General features: G+C 60.0%; 25 protein-coding genes and 1 tRNA gene. 13 read left to right on the top strand and 13 right to left on the bottom strand.

What is annotated here, in order from left to right; translation table 11 throughout:
- Window positions 1-46 precede the first annotated feature (46 nt).
- The 3 genes from gyrA to FGZ14_RS05250 all read right to left on the bottom strand — a co-directional run bounded on the left by gyrA (window position 47) and on the right by FGZ14_RS05250 (window position 3,698).
- The gene (gene gyrA / locus FGZ14_RS05260; RefSeq protein ID WP_139921934.1) at window positions 47-2,635 is read right to left on the bottom strand and encodes a DNA gyrase subunit A; all 2,589 of its coding nucleotides are present in this window, start codon (window positions 2,633-2,635) and stop codon (window positions 47-49) included.
- A 129-nt stretch (window positions 2,636-2,764) separates the two neighbouring features.
- Window positions 2,765-3,007 (bottom strand): hypothetical protein, encoded by a 243-nt coding sequence (locus tag FGZ14_RS05255; protein WP_139921932.1) that lies wholly within the window; start codon window positions 3,005-3,007, stop codon window positions 2,765-2,767.
- Between the two features lie 16 nt (window positions 3,008-3,023).
- A complete protein-coding gene (locus tag FGZ14_RS05250; protein WP_139921929.1) occupies window positions 3,024-3,698 on the bottom strand; it encodes an HD domain-containing protein in 675 nt (224 codons plus the stop codon).
- A gap of 261 nt (window positions 3,699-3,959) precedes the next feature.
- On the opposite strand from FGZ14_RS05250, the gene FGZ14_RS21980 reads away from it, so the two are divergent.
- From FGZ14_RS21980 to FGZ14_RS05240, 3 genes are all read left to right on the top strand, one after another.
- Window positions 3,960-4,091, top strand: coding sequence for a hypothetical protein (locus tag FGZ14_RS21980; protein WP_257883345.1), 132 nt, complete (start codon window positions 3,960-3,962; stop codon window positions 4,089-4,091).
- A gap of 414 nt (window positions 4,092-4,505) precedes the next feature.
- Window positions 4,506-5,078 carry a fasciclin domain-containing protein gene (locus FGZ14_RS05245; RefSeq protein ID WP_139921927.1) on the top strand — a complete coding sequence of 191 codons (573 nt, stop codon included), beginning with the start codon at window positions 4,506-4,508 and terminating at the stop codon, window positions 5,076-5,078.
- A 173-nt stretch (window positions 5,079-5,251) separates the two neighbouring features.
- Window positions 5,252-5,911, top strand: a complete 660-nt coding sequence (locus FGZ14_RS05240) for a flavin reductase family protein (RefSeq protein ID WP_139921925.1) — start codon at window positions 5,252-5,254, stop codon at window positions 5,909-5,911.
- Here FGZ14_RS05240 and FGZ14_RS05235 read toward each other — a convergent pair.
- The 7 genes from FGZ14_RS05235 to pdxH all read right to left on the bottom strand — a co-directional run bounded on the left by FGZ14_RS05235 (window position 5,906) and on the right by pdxH (window position 13,345).
- Entirely contained in the window at window positions 5,906-7,216 is a 1,311-nt protein-coding gene (locus FGZ14_RS05235) for a hybrid sensor histidine kinase/response regulator (protein ID WP_139921923.1), read from the bottom strand. The two genes, FGZ14_RS05240 and FGZ14_RS05235, sit on opposite strands and share 6 nt — an antisense overlap.
- Window positions 7,174-7,626 carry a response regulator gene (locus FGZ14_RS05230; RefSeq protein WP_219601058.1) on the bottom strand — a complete coding sequence of 151 codons (453 nt, stop codon included), beginning with the start codon at window positions 7,624-7,626 and terminating at the stop codon, window positions 7,174-7,176. Before FGZ14_RS05230 ends, FGZ14_RS05235 begins: the two co-directional genes overlap by 43 nt.
- Before the next feature lies 1 nt (window position 7,627).
- On the bottom strand, window positions 7,628-9,943 hold the full coding sequence (locus FGZ14_RS05225) for an ATP-binding protein (RefSeq protein ID WP_139921917.1): 2,316 nt from the start codon (window positions 9,941-9,943) through the stop codon (window positions 7,628-7,630).
- Complete coding sequence (locus FGZ14_RS05220; protein ID WP_139921915.1) at window positions 9,925-10,491, bottom strand: biliverdin-producing heme oxygenase; 567 nt, start codon at window positions 10,489-10,491, stop codon at window positions 9,925-9,927. The genes FGZ14_RS05225 and FGZ14_RS05220 overlap by 19 nt, the downstream gene beginning before the upstream one ends.
- A 133-nt stretch (window positions 10,492-10,624) precedes the next feature.
- The gene (locus tag FGZ14_RS05215) at window positions 10,625-11,236 is read right to left on the bottom strand and encodes a Maf family nucleotide pyrophosphatase (protein WP_139921913.1); all 612 of its coding nucleotides are present in this window, start codon (window positions 11,234-11,236) and stop codon (window positions 10,625-10,627) included.
- Entirely contained in the window at window positions 11,217-12,539 is a 1,323-nt protein-coding gene (locus FGZ14_RS05210; protein WP_139921911.1) for a DUF1015 domain-containing protein, read from the bottom strand. Before FGZ14_RS05210 ends, FGZ14_RS05215 begins: the two co-directional genes overlap by 20 nt.
- A 155-nt stretch (window positions 12,540-12,694) precedes the next feature.
- Window positions 12,695-13,345 carry a pyridoxamine 5'-phosphate oxidase gene (pdxH, locus tag FGZ14_RS05205; RefSeq protein ID WP_139921909.1) on the bottom strand — a complete coding sequence of 217 codons (651 nt, stop codon included), beginning with the start codon at window positions 13,343-13,345 and terminating at the stop codon, window positions 12,695-12,697.
- Window positions 13,346-13,594: 249 nt separating this feature from the next.
- On the opposite strand from pdxH, the gene FGZ14_RS05200 reads away from it, so the two are divergent.
- The 4 genes from FGZ14_RS05200 (at window position 13,595) to FGZ14_RS05185 (ending at window position 16,981) form a co-directional block, all read left to right on the top strand.
- The gene (locus FGZ14_RS05200) at window positions 13,595-14,161 is read left to right on the top strand and encodes a YqgE/AlgH family protein (protein WP_139921907.1); all 567 of its coding nucleotides are present in this window, start codon (window positions 13,595-13,597) and stop codon (window positions 14,159-14,161) included.
- Between the two features lie 42 nt (window positions 14,162-14,203).
- A complete protein-coding gene (locus tag FGZ14_RS05195) occupies window positions 14,204-16,411 on the top strand; it encodes a DUF349 domain-containing protein (protein ID WP_139921904.1) in 2,208 nt (735 codons plus the stop codon).
- A 172-nt stretch (window positions 16,412-16,583) separates the two neighbouring features.
- Window positions 16,584-16,656: transfer RNA gene (locus FGZ14_RS05190), tRNA-Thr, on the top strand.
- Window positions 16,657-16,726: 70 nt separating this feature from the next.
- Entirely contained in the window at window positions 16,727-16,981 is a 255-nt protein-coding gene (locus tag FGZ14_RS05185) for an SHOCT domain-containing protein (RefSeq protein ID WP_139921902.1), read from the top strand.
- Window positions 16,982-17,118: 137 nt separating this feature from the next.
- On the opposite strand, the gene FGZ14_RS05180 is transcribed toward FGZ14_RS05185, so the two are convergent.
- Window positions 17,119-17,589, bottom strand: a complete 471-nt coding sequence (locus FGZ14_RS05180) for a hypothetical protein (RefSeq protein ID WP_139921900.1) — start codon at window positions 17,587-17,589, stop codon at window positions 17,119-17,121.
- Between the two features lie 43 nt (window positions 17,590-17,632).
- Window positions 17,633-17,896 carry a barstar family protein gene (locus tag FGZ14_RS05175; protein WP_139921898.1) on the bottom strand — a complete coding sequence of 88 codons (264 nt, stop codon included), beginning with the start codon at window positions 17,894-17,896 and terminating at the stop codon, window positions 17,633-17,635.
- Between the two features lie 66 nt (window positions 17,897-17,962).
- On the opposite strand from FGZ14_RS05175, the gene FGZ14_RS05170 reads away from it, so the two are divergent.
- Window positions 17,963-18,346, top strand: a complete 384-nt coding sequence (locus tag FGZ14_RS05170; protein WP_139921896.1) for a hypothetical protein — start codon at window positions 17,963-17,965, stop codon at window positions 18,344-18,346.
- 115 nt (window positions 18,347-18,461) lie between these two features.
- Here the strand turns inward: FGZ14_RS05170 and FGZ14_RS05165 are convergent, their stop codons facing one another.
- Complete coding sequence (locus FGZ14_RS05165; RefSeq protein ID WP_139921894.1) at window positions 18,462-19,079, bottom strand: DUF6624 domain-containing protein; 618 nt, start codon at window positions 19,077-19,079, stop codon at window positions 18,462-18,464.
- A 161-nt stretch (window positions 19,080-19,240) separates the two neighbouring features.
- Between FGZ14_RS05165 and FGZ14_RS05160 the strand changes: the two genes are divergently transcribed.
- The 5 genes from FGZ14_RS05160 to FGZ14_RS05140 all read left to right on the top strand — a co-directional run bounded on the left by FGZ14_RS05160 (window position 19,241) and on the right by FGZ14_RS05140 (window position 21,930).
- The gene (locus FGZ14_RS05160) at window positions 19,241-19,618 is read left to right on the top strand and encodes a VOC family protein (protein WP_139921892.1); all 378 of its coding nucleotides are present in this window, start codon (window positions 19,241-19,243) and stop codon (window positions 19,616-19,618) included.
- Between the two features lie 67 nt (window positions 19,619-19,685).
- The gene (locus FGZ14_RS05155) at window positions 19,686-19,916 is read left to right on the top strand and encodes a Kazal-type serine protease inhibitor (protein ID WP_139921890.1); all 231 of its coding nucleotides are present in this window, start codon (window positions 19,686-19,688) and stop codon (window positions 19,914-19,916) included.
- Between the two features lie 287 nt (window positions 19,917-20,203).
- Window positions 20,204-20,707: a hypothetical protein gene (locus FGZ14_RS05150; protein ID WP_139921888.1), complete on the top strand. Its 504-nt coding sequence runs from the start codon at window positions 20,204-20,206 to the stop codon at window positions 20,705-20,707.
- 418 nt (window positions 20,708-21,125) lie between these two features.
- Window positions 21,126-21,548, top strand: coding sequence for a hypothetical protein (locus tag FGZ14_RS05145; RefSeq protein ID WP_139921886.1), 423 nt, complete (start codon window positions 21,126-21,128; stop codon window positions 21,546-21,548).
- 157 nt (window positions 21,549-21,705) lie between these two features.
- Window positions 21,706-21,930 carry a hypothetical protein gene (locus FGZ14_RS05140; protein ID WP_139921884.1) on the top strand — a complete coding sequence of 75 codons (225 nt, stop codon included), beginning with the start codon at window positions 21,706-21,708 and terminating at the stop codon, window positions 21,928-21,930.
- The last annotated feature ends 144 nt before the right edge of the window (window positions 21,931-22,074 follow it).

Raw genomic sequence — 22,074 nt, 5'->3', positions numbered from 1 at the left:
TGCAACGCAAACGGCAGAACTCACCGATGAGTTCTGCCGTCGCAAGTTAATTAGCGCTGATGGAATCCGGACCCGTCAGGTCTTCCAGGTCGGCGTCCGGCGCGGCGCCGACTGGCTCCTCCCCGTCCGGACTAACCGCCGGGAACAGCCCGTCGAGGCCGGCTTCCTCCGCCTCGGCATCTTTTTCTTCGGCCGCTACTTTGGCCACCGACGAAATTTCGTCGCCTTGGCTAATTTTCAGCAGCCGCACCCCCTGGGTGGCCCGGCCAATGCTGCGCAACTCGCTCATGCGCAGACGGATGGTAATACCGGACTTGTTGATAATCATCAGGTCGTCGGAGTCGCTGACAGTCTTGATGGCCACCAGCTGGCCGGTTTTGTCGGTCAGCTTCATGGCCCGCACGCCTTTACCGCCACGGTTGGTGATGCGGTATTCTTCCAGCGGACTGCGCTTACCGTAGCCGTTTTCCGATACTACCAGCAACTCATCCTGGCTGTCTTTATCAATGCACACCATACCCACTACCCGGTCGTCAGCCATGTCTTCGGCCAGCGTAATGCCACGCACCCCGGCGGCCGTGCGGCCCATGGAGCGCACTTTCTCTTCGGGGAAACGGACGGCCCGGCCTGAGCGCAGAGCCAGCACTACCTCCGAGTTGCCGTTGAGCAGCTGCACGTCCAGCAGTCGGTCGCCTTCGTTGATGGTGATGGCATTGATGCCGGCAGCCCGGGGCCGCGAGTAAGCTTCCAGCGGGGTTTTCTTCACGGTGCCCTGCTCGGTGCAGAACATGAGGAAGGTATTGTCGAGGTAGTCCGGGTCGCGCAGACCGCGCACGTTCAACACGGAGCGGACGGAGTCTTCCCGCGGAATCTCAATCAGGTTCTGGATAGGACGACCTTTGGTGTTCTTCCCTCCTTCCGGCACTTCGTACACTTTCAGCCAGAACACCCGGCCCAGCTCCGTGAAGAACAGCAGGTACTCGTGGGTGGTGGCCACAAACAGATGCTCTGTGAAGTCATCCTGCTTGGAAGCCGCCCCGCGGGCGCCTACCCCTCCCCGACCCTGTGCCCGGTACTCATCCAGCGGGGTACGCTTAATGTAGCCCTCGCGGGAGATGGTAATCACCATGCTCTCGTCGGCAATCATGTCCTCCATTGAGAAGTCGCCGCCGGCGTACTCGATGCTGGTGCGGCGGGCGTCGCCGTAGCGGTCCTTGATGTCGATGAGCTCCTGACGAATGATGTCGCGCTGCAGGTCTTCCGAGGCCAGCACGGCCTTCAGGTGGTCGATCTGCGCCATCAGCTCGTTGTACTCGGCTACCAGCTTGTCGCGCTCCAGGCCGGTGAGGCGCTGCAGACGCATGTCCAGAATGGCGCGGGCCTGCACTTCACTCAGCGAGAAACGCTCAATCAGCTGCAGACGGGCCGCATCCCCGTCGCGGGAAGCCCGGATCAGGGCAATTACCTCATCGAGGTGGTCGAGGGCGATGAGCAGACCCTCCAGGATGTGGGCGCGCTTCTGGGCTTCGGCCAGCTCGTAGCGGGTCCGGCGCACGACTACATCGGCGCGGTGCTCCACAAAGTGCTGGATCAGATCCTTCAGGTTCAGCGTCATTGGGCGGCCCTTCACCAGCGCCACGTTGTTGACTCCGAACGAGGACTGCAGCTGGGTGTACTTGAACAGATTGTTCAGTACCACCGTAGGCATGGCATCGCGCTTCAGATCATACACGATGCGCATACCGTCGCGGTCCGACTCGTCGCGCAGATCGGCAATGCCCTCAATTTTCTTCTCGTTGATCAGGGCCGCCGTTTTCTCGATCATGCCGGCCTTATTCACCATATAGGGAATTTCGGTAACGATGATCTGCTCCTTGCCTGAGGGCAGGGTTTCGAAATGAGCCTTAGCGCGCATCACCACCCGGCCACGGCCGGTTTCGAAGGCCTGCTTGACGCCCTCGTAGCCATAGATAATACCACCGGTCGGGAAGTCGGGCGCAGTTACGTGCTCCATCAGCTCGGCCACGGTAATCTCGGGGTTGGCCAGGTAGGCCACAATGCCGTCCACTACCTCCGTGAGATTGTGCGGGGCCATGTTGGTGGCCATACCCACGGCAATACCGGTGGTGCCGTTTACCAGCAGATTCGGGAACTTGGCCGGCATCACCGATGGCTCCTCCAGGGAGTCGTCGAAGTTGGGCTGGAAATCCACCGTGTCCTTGTCCAGGTCCCCGAGCATCTCGTCGGAGAGGCGCTTAAGGCGGGCCTCGGTATAGCGCATCGCCGCCGGCGAGTCGCCGTCGATGCTACCGAAGTTACCCTGGCCATCCACGAGGGGGTAGCGCAGGCTCCAGTCCTGGGCCATGCGCACCATCGTATCATAAACCGAGGAGTCGCCGTGGGGGTGGTACTTACCGAGTACCTCCCCCACAATACGGGCGCTCTTCTTATAGGATTTGTTGTAGGATACGCCCAGCTCCGACATGCCGTAGAGCACGCGCCGGTGCACAGGCTTAAGGCCGTCGCGCACGTCGGGCAGGGCCCGGGAGATGATAACCGACATCGAGTAGTCGATGTAGGCCCCACGCATCTCATCTTCAATGTTTATCGGAATGATCTTTTCGCCTTCCGCCATAGGGAGAGTGTAGTCGGCCGGCGGCGGCCCCGAATAGTGGAGCTTGCCGGCCCGTGAGAGTGAACTTCTTTAAGCCTGCAAGATAGGCAAAAAAACCCGTTTTACCTAGCTAGAAGCCCGATTTGCGGGCTATTTCAGCGGCTTGCTCCGGTCGTTTTTGTGCTTGCCCGTTTCCTGCTTGTGCACCTTGATTTTTTCGCCAATTGCGGGGTTTTGCTTTTTGAATAAAGGCTGGCCACGGTACTTGACGCCGCTGTGCAGGTGCACCTTGCGGGTATGACAGGAAACAATGGGGCAGGTGCGGCAGGAAGCCACCGCTACCAGCACCAACAAGGGCGCCAGGCAGCGGGAAACAGAGGGTAAAAAGGCCATGGGGTAAAGATAGGAATTACAACTCCTCCACATCCTGGCCTTCCCACTCGCGCAGAAACTGGGCCAGAAACTGCTCCATATAAGCGTGACGCTGCTCGGCTACCCGGCGGGCGGCGGGTGTGTTCAGCCGCTCCCGCAGGTGCAGCAGCTTCTCGTAGAAGTGGTTGATGGTGGGCGCCGTATTCTGCTTGTAGCTCGCGAAGCTTTCGTGCTGAACCGGCGGCACCGAGGGGTCGTGCAGGGGCCGGTTTTTGTGGCCGCCGTAGGCAAAGGCCCGCGCTACCCCAATGGCCCCAATGGCATCGAGGCGGTCGGCGTCCTGCACCAACTCCCCTTCCAGGCTGCTCATGGGGGTAGCCACCCCCAAGCCCTTAAAGCTGATTTCCCGGATAATGGCCTCTACCTGCCCGATAACAGCTTCCGGCGTCTGCTGGCTTTCCAGCCACTGGCGGGCGGCGCGGGGGCCAGCCTCCTCGTCCCCATCGTGGAACTTCCAGTCGGCCACGTCGTGCAGCAGAGCTCCCAGCTCGGTCACGAGCAGATTGGCCTGGGGGGTTTGGCGAGCCAGGGCGCGGGCCACCTGCCACACCCGCCGGATGTGCTCCCAATCGTGACCGGAGCCTTCGTGCAGGAATTTGTCGCGGATAAAGTCGGCGGTATGCTGAATAAGCTCCTCGGGGGCAGTTGGCATAGAAAACAAGCGGGAAAGATGAGCCGGCAAAAGTACGCCGGATTGGCCTTTGCCCGACACCCGCGCGGCCGTCCCTACCCCCTTTCGAGCCTAAAACCCGGCCGGAGCGCGGGTCTGGAGCCGGCGCCCGGTATATTTGCCCCAAACGCACGGTTACACCATCTCACCAACGCGGGTCGCTTCAGAAAAGCGAAAACCCCGGCTGTTGGCGCAGCCGGGGTTTCAAGAAGCAGGTGGGCAAACACCTAACTTCTGACTCCAATGAAGAAGGTACGTGTGAAAGCGGAACAAACCGAGCAGCTTGGTTTGGCCCGCGTCCTCCTGGAGCTGGGCAAAGCAGCCCTGGGAGGAATCGTTCGCGCGGTGGTTTCCTTTATTCTGGAACGCCACTGATAGAACACGGTAACGGGGTAGGCTTACGGGCTTATCCCGTTATTTGTTTCCGGCAGGAGCCGTTTGCCCCCTGCCTTCACCGCCGGTCAGCGGGTCAACAAATATAGGCTGATTTTTCGCATAACTGCAACTACTGGGCCGCCCCAACTACTCCAACTGAGTGGCCTGGCTTATCCAATACCAAGGCACCAGGATGGCAGCTGCTTGATTGCCACACCCGGCCCCGAATGGCTGATACGCCAGCTCGGGAATTAACTTAAAATCAGAAATATTAACTCCGTGAGCTCAAATAGATAGACGCCCCGTTTCGCAGCAGCATAAAAATATTTACAAGCAGGTAAATCCGATTAAATAAGGGGCGGCGTAAATGCGGTCAAATATCTTTTCCTCCTCACCCCTCCCCTAATTACATTTATGAAAAAGCACCTGCTTTCTTTTGCCTGCGCCGCCCTGCTGGGCACGGTTTCCATCACTTCGGCCGTGGCTCAGGCCAAACTCACCCCAGGTACCGTAGCTGTAGGCGGCGAAGCCATGTACCCCAACAAGAACATTGTTGAAAACGCCGTTAACTCCAAAGACCACACGACCCTGGTAGCGGCCGTGAAAGCCGCCGGGCTGGTAGAAACGCTGCAAGGCAAAGGCCCTTTCACAGTGTTTGCGCCCACTAACGCTGCGTTCAACGCTCTGCCGGCCGGTACCGTGGAAACCCTGGTGAAGCCGGAGAATAAGGCCACGCTCACCAAAATCCTGACCTACCACGTGGTAGCTGGCAACCTGACAGCCGACAAGATTATGGCCGCTATTAAATCGGGTAAGGGCACGGCCACGCTCAAGACGGTAAGCGGCGGCACGCTGAAGGCCATGATGAACGGTCCGAAAAACATTGTGCTCCAGGACGAAAAAGGAAATATCAGCACGATTTCCACCTACGATGTAACGCAGAGCAACGGCGTAATTCACGTAATTGATAAGGTTCTGATGCCCTAACCCGGCAGCCTTATTATTTACGAAATAAAATACCGTCACCCCATTAATAAATTTAATGGGGTGACGGTATTTTATTTTTATCATGGATATTATTTTAAAATAAAAGCAACAGTTATCCTGACATTTTCCCGCCGAAGCGGTTATGCTTCTCGTACCCCCTTCGCTGCTATTCTATGCCTCATTTTACCGCTTCTGATCTGGCCGAGCTGGAAAAGGTTTTTCGGCTCAATCTGATCAACGCCATTACTGGGTTTAAATCCGCCAATCTGCTGAGCACTGCCAATGCGGCGGGGCAGCCCAATCTGGCTATTATCAGCTCGGTGGTGCACCTGGGCTCCAACCCGGCACTGCTGGGCCTGGTTATGCGCCCACCCAGCGTACCGCGCCACTCCTACGACAACATCCGGGCTACCCGCTACTACACGCTCAACCACGTGCACGCCGATATAGTGCGGGAGGCCCACTATACCTCAGCCAATTTTGAAGCAGAGGTATCGGAGTTTGAGGCCTGCGGCCTGACACCGGAGTTCCGGGACGACTTTCCTACCCCCTACGTGCAGGAAAGCCGCTTGCAGATAGGCCTGGAGCTGGTGCAGGAAGTACCCATTGAAGCCAACGGCACCGTGCTGCTCATCGGGCGGGTGCTGCACCTATACCTGCCCGCCGACGCCCTACGCCCCGATGGCTCCCTGGATCTGCCCGCGGCCGGTACTGTGGCCCTGAGCGGCCTCGACACGTACTACACGGCTACGCCAGTAGCCCGCTATGGCTACGCCCGACCCGGCCAGCCCCTAGAGGAGCTACCCCTGCCTCCCGAACCCAACCCGCTATAGCGGCAGGGCCGGGACATACAGCCGGAAGGTAGTACCCACCTCGGGTTGGCTTTCGACCTCGATACGGCCGCCCTGCCCCTGCACCAGCCGGTTTACCAGGAACAGGCCTACCCCGGTTCCTTCACCGGCGTGGTGGTGAAAGCGCCTGAACAGCTTGAACAGCTCCTGACCATGGCGCTCCAGGTCAATACCCAGGCCATTATCCGCTACCTCCAGCACGGCCTGCCCCGACGACGCCCAACTGCGCAGGCGCACGCGCGGCAAGCGCGCCGGGTGCCGGTACTTAAGGGCATTGGCAATCAGGTTAAGCAGAATGGTGCGCAGGTTGGCCCGCACGAATACTATCTGAGGCAGGGCCGCGTACTCCGTCAGGATGGTGGCCTGGGTATCCAGCACCTGGGGGCGCAGGGTCTGGAGCACGTCGGCCGTGAGGCCGGCCAGCTCCACAGGCTCCGTCAGATCCTGGCCGGGCGGGCGCTCTTCCTGCACTACAGCCGTCAGGCCATTGATAGTGGTGGAGAGGTCGCGCAACGATTCCTCTACCAGGCGCAGCACGTAGGCCTGCTCCGGGTCGTGGAAGGTAGCCGAGCGCCGCAGCTCCTGAAAAAGCCCTTCCAGGTTATTGACAGGCTGCCGCAGGTCGTGGGAGGCAGCGTACACAAAATTATCCAGGTCGGCGTTGGTGCGGGCCAACTCCTGGTTGGCGGCATCCAGGGCCTGGTTACGGGCCTGCACTTCTTCGTGGGCCAGCTGCAGCTGCTGATTGGACTCCTGCACCTGCCGGCGCGTTTCGGTCAGTTCCCGCAGGGAGTCGCGCAACTGCTGGTTTACAACCTCCAGCTGGGCGTGGTGCTGGCTGATGTGCTGGCGCCACTCATTCTTCTCGATGGCATGGAGCACCGTCTTACCCAGCAGCTCCTGGTCGAAATGCTGCTTCACCAAGTAATCCAGAGCCCCGTTATTGAGGGCGCGCACAGCCAGCTGCTCACTGCCGCCACCCGTAATCATTACCACGCACAGGGTATGGGGCGGAGCCAGGCGCTGCAGGGCCAGCAGCAGACTCAGGCCATCGGTATCGGGCAGGTTGTAGTCCAGCAGAATGCAGTCGGGCTGCCAGGACTGGAAGGCGGCTAGGCCCTCCTCTCCCGACGAGGCCTCGCATACCTCAAACTGCTCCGCCCCCAGGTGTTTGCGCAGGTAGCGCTTATAGAGCACCCGGTCCTGCTCATTGTCATCTACCAGTAGAATCTTCTTCGCTCCGCTCATGCCTGGCTTATCGGGGGTAGTTCCGAAGCTTTCAGCCAATAACTTACCAGCAGCCGCATTTTCTCTTCCAGCGAAGCGTACTCAATAGGTTTGGTAAGGTAGCTATTGGCCCCCAGGCGGTAGCACTCCTCCACGTCGCGGCTGCTGGAAGACGTGCTGAAAATAATAACCGGAATAGACTGCAGCAGCGGGTCCTGCTTGAGAATACCCAACACCGTGCGCCCATCCGTGCCGGGCAGGTTCAGGTCCAGCAGCACAAAGGCGGGCAGCGTCTGCGGCCAGCCGGGGCGCCTGCCGTAGCCCTGCAGGTACTCCAGCGCCTGGTCGCCGTCTTCGCAGCGCAACAGCGGGTTGGGCAGCGCCTGCTTGCGGAAGGCACGTCCCAGAGCCGTAAAATCCTCCACGCTGTCTTCCACCACCAGGATGGGCTTGAGAGATGAGGTAATCACTTTATAAATGCTTTGAGAGGGAAAAGTAAAAGGTGGCGCCATGACCTGGTACGGATTCTACCCACATTTCGCCATCGTGACGCTCCACCATTTTGCGGGCAATGGCCAGGCCGGCGCCGGTGCCCCCCCCGTATTTGTCCTGGGCGTGCAGGCGCTTAAAGATCCGGAAGATGGCGTGGTGGTGCTTGGGGTCAATGCCGATGCCGTTGTCGCGCACATACAACACGAAATAATCCTGAGGGTTTCCGGTGCCGCGCGGGCCCGTGGTACCCGCCGGGGCCAGCCCGATGCTCACGCGGCCCTCGGGCCCGTCGTGGTAGCGCATGGCATTGGTCAGCAGGTTGGCCAGCACCTCCTGTACCCGGATTCGGTCGCAGCGCAGGGTAGGCAGCGGATCCTGCACCGTGACGGTGGTACGAAGCTCTTCCAGGCGGGGCTGCAGCAACTCCAGAATTTCGGTTACCACTTCCCCCAGGTCGGTTTCGGCTACCACCAACTCCTGGCGCCCTACCCGCGAGAGCTGCAGCAACGACTCAATCAGGGACTCCATCCGCTGGCTCAGGCGCACCAGGGTTTGCAGCTTGCTGACCCCGTCGGCATCAAGCTGGTCGGCGTAGTCCTCCAGCAGGAAGATAGAATAGTTGTGAATACCGCGCAGGGGCTCCTTCAGGTCGTGGGAAGCCACGTAGGCAAAAGAGTCCAGCTCGTTGTTACTGCGCTCTAGCTCGGTATTCAGACGGCTGAGAATAGCAGCCCGAGCCTGCAGCTCGTTCACTATTTTCAGGCGCACATCAGAGAGGTGAAGGCGGATTTCTCCGGCGGCCGTTAGCTCCAGCGGAGTCCAGGGGGCGGAGGTATTATCCACCAGCTGCTTCCAAGCCTCAAACGACTGGCGCGGCGAGAGGTGCAGCTGCCCATTCTGCAGTACCTCCGCTTTCTGGGTTTTGCCCGCCCACGTCACGGTTTGCACCAATTCCGGCCGAAACCAGATAATGTAGTCGCCGGGCTCGTGGGCCAGGGCAATGGCCAGCAGCCCACTGGCCGTATTGCGCAGGGCTACTCCGGCGGGGTTATGCCGGGCGTAGGAATTGGTGCTGAACACGTCTTCCCGCACGTTTTCCCGCAGCCACCGCAGCAGCTCCTGAATCTGGTCGTTGGTGGGGGTAGTACCCAGCGTGACTATCCGGCCCTCGAAGCACACGGCCGCCCCACCGCAGTTTATCACGTCCTGCACCGTAGGGGTGTGCTGGTAGAGGCCCTCCATGAAATCGGTGTGCCGGCTTACCTGCTCAAACAGCTGGGCCTGGGTCTGACGGATGTGCAGCTGGTAGGCATAGTCATCCTGCTGCTGCTTGGTAGCCAGCAGGGCCGAAAACGTTTTACCGATAAACAGGCACAACTCGCGCAGCTCGTAACTGATCAGGCGGGGAGTGAGGTGGTGACAGGTCATCAGCCCCCAGAGCCGGCCTTCCTGAATCACGGAAATGGTCATGGTGGCGGCTACCCCCATGTTGCGCAGGTACTCCAGGTGCACGGGCGAAACGCTGCGCAGCACCGCGTGGGTCATATCGGGCGGGCGGGCGGCCGTGGGGTGAAGCACGGGCACGAGCGGGGCGGGCTGGTAGGCCACATCCGGAATAAAGCGCAGCCAGTTTTTCAGGTACAGGGCCCGGGCCTGTTGCGGAATGTCGGTGGCGGGGTAGTGCAGGCCCAGCAGGGGCTCCAGGTCTTCGCGCTTGGCCTCGGCAACTACCTCCCCGCTGGCATCCTCGGCGAAACGGTACATCAGCACCCGGTCAAAGCCGGTCAGGGCGCGGACTTCATCCACGGCCCGCTGGCAGAACTCGCGCACGGAGCTGGCCGTCAGCATCTGGCCCAGGGTTACGTTCAGGGCGGGCAGGTCCAGCACGCTGGCCCCGGCTTCGTTCACGGGCTCAAATTCCAGCCACAGCAGCTGATCGTAGCGGTGCAGAATTAGCTTGTAGAAGGGCTGGCCGGCCACCTCATCGAGGCGCACACCCAACAGCCGGGCTGCCTCCGTGAGGGTAGCAAACTGCTCCCGCACGTGGGCGACCTGCTCCGGCCCCATCAGCTGCTCCAACCCCCCGCCCAGCAGCTGCTGAGCCGGCCAGCCCAGCAGCTGCTGGGTGTTCTGGCTGGCGTGCACAATGCGGTGGGTATCCTCGGTCAGGCATAGCAGAAACCCGTAGGGCTGCACCGAACCGGGAATATGAATCGGCTCCCGGTCGCAGTTGGTCAGGGTGACGGGTGCGTTGAGCAGGGGCTCATCGGAGTTGATTACGGTTGCTCGATCCACGCGTGTAGCTTTTGAAAGGTAACAATAGCCGACTCTACCACCTCGTCCTGCTCAGCCGGGTGGGTGGCGGCGTCACTCAGCAGCCCGCAGAAGCTTTTCCATCGGGCGCCGGTCTGCTCGGCGTACCCGGTGAAGTACGTGCGGGCCGCGATACCGGCCCGGGCCAGCTGCCGGGTTATAACCTGGCCTCCCAGTGTAGAGCCTTCCAGCACGTATAGGGCGCCCAGCAACTGGCTCCGGGTGCGCAGTGGAGGCATATCGGGGCACTGGGGTAAGCCGGCGGCCTGCGCCACATCCTGCTCAATCAGACGAGCCCGGCAACGGGCGGCTACCTCCCACTCGGCCGGAAACGAATGCGCCCGGAGCGCGGCTTCGTAGGGTAGCAGGAAACCGTACAGCTTGGCGAGAAAGCGCGCCGTGTCTTCGGGGGTTACGGTGCCGGCCATCAGCGCCCGGTTGAACGCATTCTGCTCCAGGGCCGTGTGGTAGGGCTGGGTTTCATGACGCAGGCGGTGCAAAACGGAGACAGAGGCGGAAGCGGGCAGCATACGGGCAGGAAAAGTGGAGCGGCGAAACCACGAAGTAAACTAATCCCGGCCAAACCGGCGAGGACACTACCGACCAGCTCAGCCGCCGGAGGCCGCGGCCAACTCTAGCAAACAGGCCTTATTCAGCTGTAGATCAGACGCCTACCGCGCCCAGCTTCTCCAACTCTTCCCACACCCGGTGCACGGGCAGGCCCATCACATTGAAGTAAGATCCCTCCAGGCGCGCCACAGCCACCATGCCAATCCAATCCTGCGCCCCGTAGGCACCGGCCTTGTCGAGGGGAGAGTACGTGGCCACGTAATGCTCGATTTCAGCCAGCGAAAGAGAACGGAAGTGCACCCGGGTTTGGTCGGAAAAAACCACCCGGCGGCCGTCGCCGTGCAGCAGGCACACGCCCGTGTACACGTCGTGGGCACGGCCCTGCAGGCGCCGGAGCATCTGCACGGCCTCGGCCGCGTCGGCGGGCTTGTTGAGCACGTCATCGTCGAGGCACACAATGGTATCGGCCGTGATGACCAGCTCATCCGAGGCCAGGTCAGGGGCGTAGGCGACGGCTTTGTGAGCGGCCAAGTACTCGGCCACTTCCGCCCGCACTAGGTGGGGCGGGAAGTTTTCCTCGACTTCCCGCAGGCGTACCTCATAGGTCAGCCCCAACTCCCGCAGGAGCTGGCGGCGGCGGGGCGAGTTGGAAGCCAGCACTAGCCGGGGCCGGGCGGCGGGCAAATCAGTTGCGGAAGGCAGCATAGAAGGGCGAAGCGGTTTCCTCGTCGCGGATACTGCTGAACAGAAACCCGCCGATGGTTTTAGGATAGAAAAAGGTGGACTTGGGCGGCATGACGGCTCCCGAGTGACAAACCCGCTCCACTTCCGCCATGGTCACCTCGTTGGTAATAAGCGCGGCCTGCGCCTCCCCGCGGTCCACCCGGCTCAGGCACTCGGAAAAGCTGCGCACGTAGGCTACCCCGGTCCACTGCCGCTGGGCCTCGGGGCCGACGATGCCCAGCGCCTTTTCCAGCACGAAGTAGTGCAGCACCGTCAGATCCAGGGCCTTTACCTCGGGGGTCGTCGCCCAGTCCAGCTGGGAATGCACCTCCGGCCGCAGGCGCAGCTTGTAGCTTTGCCCCTGGCCCAGGTACAGGCCAAAGGCCCACGGCTTGCCCGCGATACGCTCAGGCAGATCGTAGGGGTCATCGAGGGGAAGCAAGGTAAAATAAGGCGTGAGGCGAGCAAGCAGCTGCTCCGTCGTCAGGCCTTCGGGTAGCTCCAGCAACAGGCGGTGGGTAGGCAGAATGCGTAAGTCGTCGGCGGCGGCGTTGGTCAGGTACATCAGGTGGAAGTTCCAAGCTTCCTGGCCGGTGTAGCCCGCGCCGGCGGCCGCCCGCCGGACCCGCCGGTAGGCCAGGGAGCCTTCGTAGCGGTGGTGCCCGTCGGCCAGAATTACCTCCCGCGCGGCCAGCACTTCCTGAAACCGCCGGATTACGCCCGCGTCCTGAATCACGGCCAGCACGTCGCGGGCCCCCTGGTAGTCTTCTTCCGTTTGGTAGAGCGGGTTCCAGATAGCCTCATCCAGGTAGCCTTCCAGCTCGAAGGCATCGTCGCGGTAGAGGCCGTGGGTGGCGCTGGTCTGAAACTGAGTGCAGGCCAGCAGCTCCGCCCGGTCGTTGACGGACGCGGGCAGGGTGTTTTCGTGGCGCAGCACCACGTTTTCATTCCACTCCGTGGCCCGGATGTGGCACATAAACCCCTTGCGGCAGTACTCGCGGGGGCTACCCGGCAGCCTGAAATACTGATAATAGGCATAAATGCCGGGCAGCTCATCCTGCACCAGCACGCCCTGCTGCTGCCACTGCTGCAGGCGCAGGCGGGCGGCTTCGGCCGGGTTTTCGCCCCGCGGAACCGATAAGTGAATGCTGTTGAGCGGGTTGCGGTACAAGGCCTCCCGCTGCTTCGGCGATACCACGTCGAAGAGGGGCGAAACATACTCGTCAATCCGCTGGCTCAGCGTGGGATTGTAGCGCCAGCCCCGTACGGGTTGAATATCAGGCAACGTAGTAGGTGATGAGGTGATAAAGAAAGAAGGGTGGTGAGGAGGCGGGGCGCCAGAAGCGGTGGTGCTTCTTCCCTACCCCACCGGGCGGCGCCGACCTGTTTCCGGCCGGACGCGCCGCGCCGTCCTCAGCCCCGGCAGCAGCCGTTACTGGCTCAGGGTGCCAGCCGGCTTAGCCGCCAGTCCAGCCCTACCCGTTCGTACACAATCCGGTCGTGGAGGCGGGACGGGCGCCCCTGCCAGAACTCCACGCGCTGGGGCCGCAGCAGGTAGCCTCCCCAGTGCGGAGGGCGCGGCAGCGGCTCCTGGCCGGCGAATTGCCGCTCGATTTCCTGCTCCCGCTGCTCCAGCTCTTCCCGGCTCCGGATCGGCTGGCTCTGGGGCGAGGCCCAGGCGCCCACCTGGCTACCCCGGGGCCGGCTCTGGAAGTATTCCGTCGAGACGGATTCCAGCGCTTTTTCCACCCGTCCTTCTATGCGCACCTGGCGCTCCAGACCCGGCCAGAAAAACGTCATGGCCGCCAAGGGCGAGCTGGCCAGCTCCTGGCCCTTGCGCGAATCATAATTGGTAAAAAACAGAAAGCCCTCATCGTTGGGCAGGCCCTTGAGCAGCACAATGCGCGCGGCCGGTTGCCCGGCCTCGTTTACAGTGGCCAGGGTCAGGGCCGTGGGCTCATCCAGTTGGGCCGCAATGGCCTCCTCGAGCCAGGCCCGGAACTGCCCCACGGCATCAGGCAGCACGTCCGCCTCGGTGAGGGTGCGTTGGGAATACGTCTGGCGCAGGGCGGCCAGTTGCTGGTCAGTCATGGGAGAAAGAAGTAGGACCGAAAAACTAAATAGCGGGGTCGGCAAGCGACCTTGCTACTGCCTAAAACAACCAATTCGGGCGCAAGGTAGCATAATAGGGCCGGGGGCCGGAACCTCTGCCCCCCTGCTTCGCGTACTTTCTGCTACCGGGCCGGCCGCCCCGCGTCCATAACCCAGGGCCGGGCCGCTCCTGGGGCATCCTGCCTTTTCTTCCGGCCCCTGGCCTTTCTTCACCAAACCTTCTTCCCCATGCCGCGTCTTCGTCCGGGTAGTTTACTTATCTCCCAGCCGTACCTGGGGGACCCCAATTTTGAGCGTACCGTGGTGTTGCTCTGCAGCCACTCCGAGGAAGAGGGCTCCTTCGGGCTGGTGCTTAACCGCCCCGCCACCCTGCAGCTCGGCGACGTGCTGGAGCTGCCCGGCGGCAGCGTTCTGCCGGCCGCACGCATCCCGCTCGGCGTTGGCGGCCCCGTCCAGCCCGATACGCTGCACTACCTGCACCAGCAGCCCGGCCTGCCCCAGGCCGAAAGTCTGGGACAGGACGTGTACTGGGGAGGTGAGTTTGCCCCCCTGCTCGACCATCTGCTGGCCGGTACTATTGCCCCCGACGCCGTGCGGCTGTACATGGGCTACTCGGGCTGGACGGCCGGGCAGCTGGCCGAGGAAGTGCGGGAAAATGTCTGGATTGTGCATCCCAATGCTGCCGGGAAAGTATTTACTTTGGACACGGATGCCCTCTGGCGGTCCATTTTGCGCGAAAAAGGCGGCCGCTACCGCGTCCTGTCCAATTACCCCACCGACCCCCGTCTTAACTAAGCGCTCCACACCCCTTTTTACGGGGTTCTTCTGCTGACTTTTATGCTACCCGAACAAGACGCCCCTACCCCCACTAATTCCGGCAACGAGGCGGAGTCGCCCCAGAGCATTCTGGAACGCCGGCTGGCCGAAATCCGCGGCCGGCAGGAACCTACGGAGACGAATGCCGAGCCCCCCCTGCCGGCAGCCTCCCCGCATCCCGCACCCGACGCCGCCGGGAGTCCCGAAGCCGCGGCCACAGCCGAGTCAGCTTCTCACGTAGCTCCGGAGGCCGCCGCACAGCCGATTCATTCGGCCGGTGAGGCCCGCGCCGTGGCCCATTACGGTACGCCTACCCCAGGTTCTGAGTCGGAGCCAGCTTCCACCGAGGCCAGCCAGCCCGAAGCGCCTCACGTAACCCCCGTGGTAGATGTCGCGCCCACGCAAACCGTAGAATCGGCCCTGGAAACGGCGCCCACGGTAGGCTCACTGCCTACTTCATCCGACGCGCCGGCCACTACGGACGAGGATGAGGAATACGTACCCGAACAGGGGGCCACTGATTTTGCTACCCTCTCCCTGCCGGAGCAGGCCGCTCACCTGCTTTCCCTGCTTCAGCGCCCCGATGCCCGTCAGAACCGCAAGCAGATTTTCGAGCTGCACCGCCTTTACGAGACAGCCCAGCAAGCCGACCGGGCCGCTGCCCGGCAGCGCTTCACCGAGGAAGGCAGCCCGGCCGAAGAATTCAGCTACGCCGGGCCCGCCGGCCACGCTGAGCTAAGCAAGGCCCTCCAGGAGTTCCGGGACAGCCGCGCCCGCGACGCCAAAGCCGAGGATGAGCAGCGCGCCAAAAACCTGGCTCACAAGCAGCAGCTACTCACGCAGCTCCGGCAGCTGGTGGAGTCGGCTGAAACCAAGGACAGCTCCGCCCGCATCAAGGCCCTGCAGAGCGACTGGAAGGCAACCGGCCCGGTGCCACAGAAGGAAGCCCAGGAGCTCTGGAACAGCTACCACGCCCTGCTGGATATATATTATAACAACCGCGGCCTGTTCTTCGAGATGAAGGAGCTGGACCGGCGGCGCAACCTCGAAGCCAAAGAAGCCCTGATTACCCGGGCCGAGGCCCTGCAGCAGCAGCCCAGCATCAATAAGGCCCTGCAGGAGCTGCGGCAGCTGCACGAGGAATGGAAGCACATCGGTCCCGTTCCGAATGAGCAGCGCGAAACCCTCTGGCAGCGCTTCCTGCAGGCTTCCGAGCAGGTACACGACCGTAAGAAGGAGTTTCTGACCGCACGCCAGACCCAGGAAAACACCAACCTCGAGCGCAAGACGGCTCTGCTTGACCAGCTCCGGCCCTACGCCGAGTTTCAGACGGAGCGCGTAAACGAGTGGCGGACCAAAACCGACGAGCTGCAGAAGCTGAAGGAGGCCTGGGATGCGGCCGGCCTGGTACCGCGCGACAAGGCTGAGGCCATGAACAAGCAGTTCTGGGGCGCTTATAAAGGGTTCTTTCAGCGTAAAAACCAGTTTTTCAAGGCCCTCGATGAGGAAAAGAATGCCAATCTGAAGCGCAAGCTGGACTTGTGCGAACAGGCCGAGGCTGCCCTGCAGAACCCCAATTGGGAGGAAGCCCGGGAAACCGTTATTCGGCTGCAGAAGGAATGGAAGCTTGTTGGGCGCGTTCCGGAAAAGCAATCCGACAAAGTGTGGAACCGCTTCCGCACGGCCTGCGACTCTTTCTTCGACCGTAAGAAAGAAGAAACCCGCCAGCGCGAGCAGCATGCTCAGCAGCTCAGCCAGGAGCAGAGCCAGCATCTTAGCCAAGTAGCCGAGGTAGTTGCGGCCCTCTCCCCCGAGCAGCCCGGCACTGTGGAGGGCTTCCAGCAGCTGGTACAGGGCTGGCGCGCCTTTGATGGGGCTGCCCGCCACGCCGACCGGGCCGAGGAGAAGTTTCAGAGCCTGATGGCGAAGTACCTGGATCAGGTGCCGGGCCTGCCGGCCTCTGAGCGGCGCGACCTGCTGCTGGCCCTGCAGGTAGAACGCCTCAAAGCGGGTCCCGATGCCCAGCAGCATCTGTACAAAAAAGAGCAGGCCTTGCGGCGGGAAATCAACGAGCTGGAAAATGATATTTCCACCCTGAAGACCAACCTGGAGTTTTTTGCCCGCTCCAAAAATGCCAACCAGCTGCGGGAGGAGTACCAGGGCCGTATCAATGAAGCGCAGGTGCAAATAGACGGCCTGAAAAAACAGTTGCGGCTTATTCGCGGCTAGTCCAGGCCGACACGGCCGTCAGCTCTTGCCATTCTTGAAAAACGCCTCCGGCTTCGTGCCGGAGGCGTTTTTTATTTTTCGGAAGCTCAGGCACTTACTTACATCTGCGCAGAATTTCTGGCTAAACCTTTGGTCCGTTTCCCTTCAACTACTACTTTTGTCCCACCTTAACGCCTCCTTAGCTCAGCTGGTAGAGCAACTGACTTGTAATCAGTAGGTCGCTGGTTCGATCCCGGCAGGGGGCTCACAGGATTCTAAACCCGTTGTAAATCATTGATTTACAACGGGTTTTTTCGTTATGTATCTTTTTTTGCCATGCTCCTCTCCTTATTCCTACTTATAGGCGCCATCGGTGGCGCCGAAGTGCTTATCATCATGTGCCTACTGCTGATCCTGATCCTGTCCGGCATCTGGCGCCTACTTCGTCCGGCCAAGCCGACCGTCATCGTGCAGCAGCCGGGCGCTCCTGTCTCCGTGGCCGATGAGCTACGCAAGCTCCAGCAGCTGCGTGAGCAGGGTGTGCTCAGCGAGCAGGAGTTTGAAGAGCAGAAGCGGCGGCTGTTGCGGTAGCAACGTCACCACTGCTTTCGTAAGTTGAATTACTGCTGAGAAGTAAGGTGTTGCCGCTTCCTCCTTCCTGAAACCCCGGCTGGTGGAACAGCTGGGGCCTCGCTGTTATTGGGCAGCCGTGTTGATCCTATTTGCAACTATATCAATCTACTAAACTCCACCACCCACATCCACTCATTGCGCGACCAGGCAGTTGGATATATAGATTCGAGTAAGTTCTGGAATGCAGCTATCGGCGTATTGAACCACTGCAATTCCCCTACCGCATCCGTCTCTACCCCACCCCATTGTATCTGCCCGCCCTGCTCCAATGAGCGAATGCCTTCGGCCAAGGCGTCGGCTTCGGTAAGGCAGCGGACCTGCTCAGCCCGAAGGCTGACTACCTGCAAGCGTAGCGCTGGGTCTTCCTGCACCTGCAGTATATCACCCGGCTGACCGAAGGGACATGGAACCGGTGGAATCATCTGAGCCTGCGGATCTTCGAATAGGGCACCTTCCTTAACCATACCACAGTACTGGTAACGGCTGGGCTCCTGCTGAATTGGCAAGCCCAAAGGGAGGCGCCGGCGGGTTACCGTTTTGCGGCCGGCTTGGACAGCTGCGAGCATTGCGGGGTTAAAGGAAATAAAACGCATTATGGCAAGGTACTACCTAGGCTAGGATGATTTGCTTGCCGGGCATATCCAGCGGATAGTCCTGTATGATTTCCTGCAGGATAGCCATACCCTTGGGGCAGGCTTGGGCATACGCATGCCAATTCACCAGCACTAACTCATCCGGCATTTCTACAAGCCCTCGGATGCTGTCCCTGAAGGCATCCCAGTTATGGCCGTAAAAATCAGGAAAGCCGAGATGTGTTTTGAAGAGCTTGTGTAGTGCATGTTCTGTGGTAATACCAGAAAGGTCAAGGATCATAGCCTAGGAAGATAGTAGGGAATGAAAGATATTGCTGGGGTAGATGTACCAATACGCTAATACTATATGGAGGATGCCGAGAAGCTTCTTAACTGTTCCTACGCAGAAATAAGCTTGGTGCAAAAGCAGATGGAGGCAGAAGGTTTGGTAAAGGCTTCGGCTAAGATCAGCCGCTCCGTAACAATCACCCCAAAAGGCAATGACATTTACCAAAGAGGGGGATATAAGCAGCATGCCCTTCGACAACAACAAGAAGCAGAACGCCAGCGCAAGGCCCAAGAAGAGCAACAGGAACTAAGCAGAACTACCGCTGAAGCAACTGTTCGTAGCGCGGATGCGGCAGTGCGTAGTGCGGAGGCTGCTGATCGAAGCACACTGTGGGCTAAGATTGGTGTCGTGATAGCACTTGCTGCACTGCTGGTATCCATAGTAACCGCCGCACGACAATAAGCATTAACTATTCGGTTCAACCTACACAACAAAGTCATAGAGGGACGGCATCCTATCAAACCAAAGCGCCTCCGTGAGAGGGGCTTGGGGTTTATATCTACTCCTGCAGTGCTGCCTACTTAGGCTTGTTCATCTGCTCGTGCGATGCACTCATCCTATCCAGATACTGCTGCAGCGGCTCCATGCCCATTGCAGCGCGGCGCTTATCCACGTTCTTTGGGTCGCGCAACGACCTGGGTACGGCCTTCCCTATCCCTGGGCCTTTGTACTCCACCTGCGTGCCGTACTCCAACGGCTGACCCGCATTCAGGGCTACCCGGTCAACCAAGTAGGCATAGTCGACGGAGCTGGCATTCTGGCGCTTTACCTGGGGTAGCATCAGCTTGAGCACCTGCCGCTGGAAGGCCGGATGCGCGTCGGCGTGCTGCACCAGCAGCCAGAAGTTGTGGGAGCTTTTCTCCCCTACCTGCCGGAAACCCGGGTACCCCACCTGCCGCACAATCTTTTCCAGCACGGGCTGGTGGCGGGCATAGTTCTCCTTCTCCACCTCGACTAGGTGCCGGCCGGCGCTGTCGGGCAGCTGCTTGAACATCTGCTGCATGGGCCACTGATCGACGTAAGCCAAGCTGTCCAGCGTCTTGCTCAGCTTCGGATACAGCACCGGCTTGGTCTGGGCCGTCGCGGCCCCCAGGCATAGGCCCCAGAGGGCAGTAAATACGGCAAGTCGTTTCATCCTTAGCAAACTAGCGAATTCGTACTAATTACGGATTACTACCGCTCCAGGCGCTGCCACCAGGAGCAGGTAGCCCTCTGGCTTGCTAAAATACGTGTCGCAAACACCCCCGCAAGTTGTCGCATTCAGCGACCCTGCAGGGGGCGTTTTAGCTTCTACTTTTGTTTACTCAGCTTGGGTTTCGCTTCAATCCGCAGATGACCGACGAACGAGGCACCTGCATGGTCGTCAGCGACACCATCTTCGTAATGCTGCTGGAGCAGTCCTTCTTCCAAACGTTCACGGCTAAGCCCCTGGTCAATGCCCACCAGGCCAACGAGGTCATTATCTGTCTGTCGGTCGAGAGCCGGGCCGAGGTGGACTGCATCGGCAACGCGGCCGTGGCCGCCGGGGGCCACTCCGTGCCCCAGCAGCCGGAAAACGAAATGGAGTTCATGTACGAACGCAACTTCCAGGACCTGGACGGCCACCTCTGGAATATTTTGTACATGGATCTGGCCTCCTGTCCACAGCCAGCCGCCGAAACCGCCGCGCAGTAACTAAGGGTGCAACCATTTTGGATGCTGGTGTAATATACTTGGTAACGTCACCTCTACCCACCTTACCATGCGTACATCACTACCCTCCTTCCTGCTGCTGCTGTGCCTGGCAGCCTGTGCTACGAAGAATAACGATGCGGAACCTGCCTCTTCCTGCATCGACGTGACCAAAATCAAGCCGGGCCCCTGCCCTACTAACGTAGATCCGGTGTGCGGCTGCGATGGCAAGACGTATTTGAATAGCTGTGAAGCCGGTCGTGCGGGGGTGGTTTCTGCTACGCCTGGAGCCTGTAAGTAGATTCTTCTACTATTCTCTTGCTCCTTGACTATGGAATGCAGCAAACTAAATGCCTCTCCCACATGGCGGGGCTTTTTTGCATCCAACTCCGCTTAGCATTTTCATACCCCGGCAATCCGTTCCTTGATGCTACCCCTAGGTAGGCATATGCAGATGGATGACCCATCAGGGGGAAATAAGCGCATGCCAGCTGAGGAATAGAAAACGGACGGAAGCCCAATCTGGCGGCTATGCAACTATTTCGGTGCTCAGCGGCCTCTTACAGCTAACCACTTCCTCGCCACATTATGAAACCTGCTTTTTCCTCGATTATCGGGAGCCTGCTCCTGCTCACAGCAATAGCTTCCTGCACCAAAGAAGACTCCCCGCCGCAGCCAGACTTTTTTGTGCGAGCCACGAAAGACCGTGCTTCCTGGACGGCAGCAGGAAGTGGTACTTTCAGCAAGTCTCGTAAGCAATTCTATGTCTTCGGGCAGGTGGGTGATGCCGCACAGGCCGAAATACTTAATCTGAGCTTTGCGCTACCTGCCGCGCCGCAACTCACGCCCGTGCAGGCCTTGTCGGCTTCCTGGGTTACGGTCGTCGGCGGTGATGTCATCAGCAATAGCTACGGCCTCACGGATACCCCCGGTGTGCCCGCCCTGGAAATCACGCGGCTCGATACGGTGTCCAAAGTGGTGGAAGGACGCTTTACGGCGACTCTGGTGCGTGACAAGCATTGGTCAGCACAACAGGAAACAGTGCAGTTTACAGACGGCTCCTTCCGAGTTCAATATACAACTGCGCCTTAGCCAAAGCGGCCACAACTTATTCGCACCAAACGGGTAGGTCGCATCCGTACAGGCCTACTATTATAAACAATGAAGTAAGGACCTGTGGAAGCTAATCCAGATGTTGAGCTGAATCAGCGAGTTCTATGGTCGTGTCTTCACTATCCAGCAAAGTACTATCTCCTCTCATCGGAATATTGGCTTGTTGTGCCTCCTGTTCCTGAGGTGCCTGACTGCAGCTGTTCAAGGCAAGGGAGAAAATCGTAGCAACCAGTAGTCGTGTCATAGCCACAACGATACAAAAAAGCCCCGACCCAAACAGGCTGGGGCTTTTGCTTTATAATTCACTTACGGGCTCCAGAAGCGTACAGTTGATGCGTAAGATGGTATGCCCTACCTTGCACAGCTTTTACCGTCCCTTTTCCGCGCCCTCCACCCTATGCTTCAGCTTGCAGGTCTTCCTCTGTACTATGAAAACCCTATTGGCCGGTTATATGAGCACCCCGATGGTTATGTAGTAGTAGATTACAATGCTGGCCAACGGCAGTTTAACACGTTTCAGGCATTTCTGAATCACTTGGAAAACCTGCTCAAACGCCGGGGCTGGAACAAGATGCTGGCCAACCAACGCTTACTGACGCCGTTCAGCCCGGAGGAAAGCCACTGGATTCGGGAGCAGTGGCTGACGGTTTCTCATGCGCTGCAGCGCGAAATGATTGCGGCCGTTCTCCTGCCCCAGGATGTATTCGCGCGCTTGTCGATGAGCAATCTGATGCAGGGCGTGCAGCGCGAGGGCGTGCTGGTGTACCGCGTCTTCAATGATGCGCAGCAGGCCGCGGCGTGGCTCGGCCAAACCAGCTAACCAACCACACCAGGCGCGGCTAAGGGCCACTTTGAAAATAGCTGCGGTAGCCCTGCCGAATTCCCGGGCGGGATGTTGCCGCCGGAGCGGGGCGGCACTGTGGCATTGTACTTTGGTATGTTTATTGCCTCGCCAGAAGAGTCTAATTTCTCTTTTGATGTCGGATACCGAAGTAGCTTTTCGCGCTGCCTTGCACGAAGAACAGTTTTCTACCGCTGCCGTATTGCTGGCCCAGCTTATCTCGGCCCGGTATGCGCAGCAGCCGCTTACCCTCGTGCAGGACATTCAGTTGCAGCGCATTTGCCTGGATCTGCTTAGTCAACGCTCCGTATCGGGAGCTGATGCCTTGATCAGGGCTGCCGGCCAATGGCTGCCGCAATAGGTATGGCTTTTTAGGAGAAGGGCCCAGCCGCTTCCACGTTTCCTACCCCCCTCTAGCTCACCAAGCCCATACCTACCAGCCGCTGCGTAGTCTCAGCACTGCTGTGCTAAGGCATGCTTCCCTGGGAAGTAACGGGAACCAGGC

Source organism: Hymenobacter sp. DG01 (genome assembly GCF_006352025.1).
In the GTDB taxonomy this organism is placed as follows: Bacteria; Bacteroidota; Bacteroidia; order Cytophagales; family Hymenobacteraceae; genus Hymenobacter.
This window is presented reverse-complemented; position numbering and strand designations above follow the sequence as displayed.

Coding starts and splice junctions, on each gene's coding strand:
- gyrA (WP_139921934.1), bottom strand. CDS start 2,635: ATGGCGGAAGGCGAAAAGATCATTCCGATAAACATTGAAGATGAGATG.
- FGZ14_RS05255 (WP_139921932.1), bottom strand. CDS start 3,007: ATGGCCTTTTTACCCTCTGTTTCCCGCTGCCTGGCGCCCTTGTTGGTG.
- FGZ14_RS05250 (WP_139921929.1), bottom strand. CDS start 3,698: ATGCCAACTGCCCCCGAGGAGCTTATTCAGCATACCGCCGACTTTATC.
- FGZ14_RS21980 (WP_257883345.1), top strand. CDS start 3,960: ATGAAGAAGGTACGTGTGAAAGCGGAACAAACCGAGCAGCTTGGTTTG.
- FGZ14_RS05245 (WP_139921927.1), top strand. CDS start 4,506: ATGAAAAAGCACCTGCTTTCTTTTGCCTGCGCCGCCCTGCTGGGCACG.
- FGZ14_RS05240 (WP_139921925.1), top strand. CDS start 5,252: ATGCCTCATTTTACCGCTTCTGATCTGGCCGAGCTGGAAAAGGTTTTT.
- FGZ14_RS05220 (WP_139921915.1), bottom strand. CDS start 10,491: ATGCTGCCCGCTTCCGCCTCTGTCTCCGTTTTGCACCGCCTGCGTCAT.
- FGZ14_RS05215 (WP_139921913.1), bottom strand. CDS start 11,236: ATGCTGCCTTCCGCAACTGATTTGCCCGCCGCCCGGCCCCGGCTAGTG.
- pdxH (WP_139921909.1), bottom strand. CDS start 13,345: ATGACTGACCAGCAACTGGCCGCCCTGCGCCAGACGTATTCCCAACGC.
- FGZ14_RS05200 (WP_139921907.1), top strand. CDS start 13,595: ATGCCGCGTCTTCGTCCGGGTAGTTTACTTATCTCCCAGCCGTACCTG.
- FGZ14_RS05195 (WP_139921904.1), top strand. CDS start 14,204: ATGCTACCCGAACAAGACGCCCCTACCCCCACTAATTCCGGCAACGAG.
- FGZ14_RS05185 (WP_139921902.1), top strand. CDS start 16,727: ATGCTCCTCTCCTTATTCCTACTTATAGGCGCCATCGGTGGCGCCGAA.
- FGZ14_RS05180 (WP_139921900.1), bottom strand. CDS start 17,589: ATGCTCGCAGCTGTCCAAGCCGGCCGCAAAACGGTAACCCGCCGGCGC.
- FGZ14_RS05175 (WP_139921898.1), bottom strand. CDS start 17,896: ATGATCCTTGACCTTTCTGGTATTACCACAGAACATGCACTACACAAG.
- FGZ14_RS05170 (WP_139921896.1), top strand. CDS start 17,963: ATGGAGGATGCCGAGAAGCTTCTTAACTGTTCCTACGCAGAAATAAGC.
- FGZ14_RS05165 (WP_139921894.1), bottom strand. CDS start 19,079: ATGAAACGACTTGCCGTATTTACTGCCCTCTGGGGCCTATGCCTGGGG.
- FGZ14_RS05155 (WP_139921890.1), top strand. CDS start 19,686: ATGCGTACATCACTACCCTCCTTCCTGCTGCTGCTGTGCCTGGCAGCC.
- FGZ14_RS05150 (WP_139921888.1), top strand. CDS start 20,204: ATGAAACCTGCTTTTTCCTCGATTATCGGGAGCCTGCTCCTGCTCACA.
- FGZ14_RS05145 (WP_139921886.1), top strand. CDS start 21,126: ATGCTTCAGCTTGCAGGTCTTCCTCTGTACTATGAAAACCCTATTGGC.
- FGZ14_RS05140 (WP_139921884.1), top strand. CDS start 21,706: ATGTCGGATACCGAAGTAGCTTTTCGCGCTGCCTTGCACGAAGAACAG.